This is a genomic window from Xanthovirga aplysinae (assembly GCF_009711365.1).
GTDB classification, from domain to species: domain Bacteria; phylum Bacteroidota; class Bacteroidia; order Cytophagales; family Cyclobacteriaceae; genus Xanthovirga; species Xanthovirga aplysinae.
Map to the genome: position 1 here is coordinate 548 of NZ_SMMB01000513.1, position 1,498 is coordinate 2,045.

Annotated in this window: 1 protein-coding gene; it reads left to right on the plus strand. The window is 29.6% G+C overall.

Translation table 11 applies throughout. The features are described 5' to 3' along the window. Positions 1 to 856 precede the first annotated feature (856 nt). Positions 857 to 1,105 carry a hypothetical protein gene (locus tag E1171_RS02250; RefSeq protein ID WP_155203661.1) on the plus strand — a complete coding sequence of 83 codons (249 nt, stop codon included), beginning with the start codon at positions 857 to 859 and terminating at the stop codon, positions 1,103 to 1,105. Positions 1,106 to 1,498: the final 393 nt, after the last annotated feature.

Sequence of the window (1,498 nt, forward strand, 5' to 3'; positions counted from 1 at the left end):
ATGTTTGGAGAATTGATTAACGGCAAGAGAACGGTCTAGGCACTACATTTCAAAAAATAGGGATAGAAATGGCCGAAGTTGCACAAATTCCCTTGTAGCAAAAGAGGCATGAGAAAATATAGGATAGAAAGGATCCCGAACGGGAGCATGAAGATGCGTTTTTAAGCAATTAAAGGCTATATATGGATAATGAGCAAAAAACTAAAAACCCATTCAAATAAGGATTAAAGCCATATTATTTACTTTTAATCACAAATTGGCTTCAAACAAAATTGGCCCTTAGTTTGGTTAGGGAAAATATAAACCACTGATATTTAATTTTTAACAAATGTGACTGAAAGTTTTCCCAAGGTTCAATTTATTATGAATATTTAAAACAATTATTACACCGATAGAATAATGCAATATACCTAGTTAAAGAAAAAGTATAAAAGAGAAGTTAGCTCTCTTTATATCAAAGCAGGGAGGAAAATAAATAACCAAGAGTTAATAATAAAAAAATCACATTAAAAAAAACTACATTAAAAAAAAACTGTAGTTTTTTAACCCTGAATTTGTAGTTTTTCTAAAGGTATTTTACCCTAATTTAGTAGTTTTAATAAATCGTACTAACCCTGAATTTGTAGTTTTTTAACCCTGAATTTGTAGCTTTATTAAGCTCTACACCTTATTTATAAATAAAATATAAGAAAATAAAAAAAAGAATCTTCTAATATTTTAGATGAAAAAAAAGAGGCAGTTCTTTTTATAAAAAAAACATTGTCAATTAAATGATTTCAATGAAAATAAAAAGTCATTAATATTTGGCATTTTATTTTTTTCTCCTACCTTTGAATAGACCTAAACGTGTTAAGGTATGACACTTTCGCATGATATAATTGTAGAATTTTTTAGAAGTAATCGTGCTCTTTCTCAAAATGCTCTCGAAAAAGAAAGTGAGATAACACATGGATCCCTACCTAAGGCACTATCAGATAATCGCAAAATAAACAATGATCACCTCCGTCGATTATCAACGGTTTTGGAAAAATACGGTTATAAAGAAATGATACGAGAGAAAACAAAAAAAAAATTGCGATTTCAAATCAAAAAGGAGGGGACGTAAAATCTACAACTACAGCAAAGCGGCTCTGTTGCAAAGATTCAATAAGGCCAATATTTTTTCCTTCCAAGTCTCTGTTCCCTAAAAATTAAGTGATTAGTACAAGTTAAATTGTCTTTTAATTAAACGGATTTCTTCCTTCAATCTACCTTTCAAATTCTCAGGGAATTAACCCCATTTATCAAATTGATGCTTTCGAAACATACGGAAAGTTTCAAAATCCTTTTTGATGGTCCCATACACCGTCTTCATTGCTTTGAAACCAAGCGTTGATTTTAATTAATCGTTTTTATTTTCCATGATCTGATTCCACTATGATTATTGAGGAATTTTATCTTATCGTGAATCCTATTCTCAATTAATTTCTTTTCTTTCTTCAATTGAGCGATAGCAATA

Coding starts and splice junctions, on each gene's coding strand:
- E1171_RS02250 (WP_155203661.1), top strand. CDS start 857: ATGACACTTTCGCATGATATAATTGTAGAATTTTTTAGAAGTAATCGT.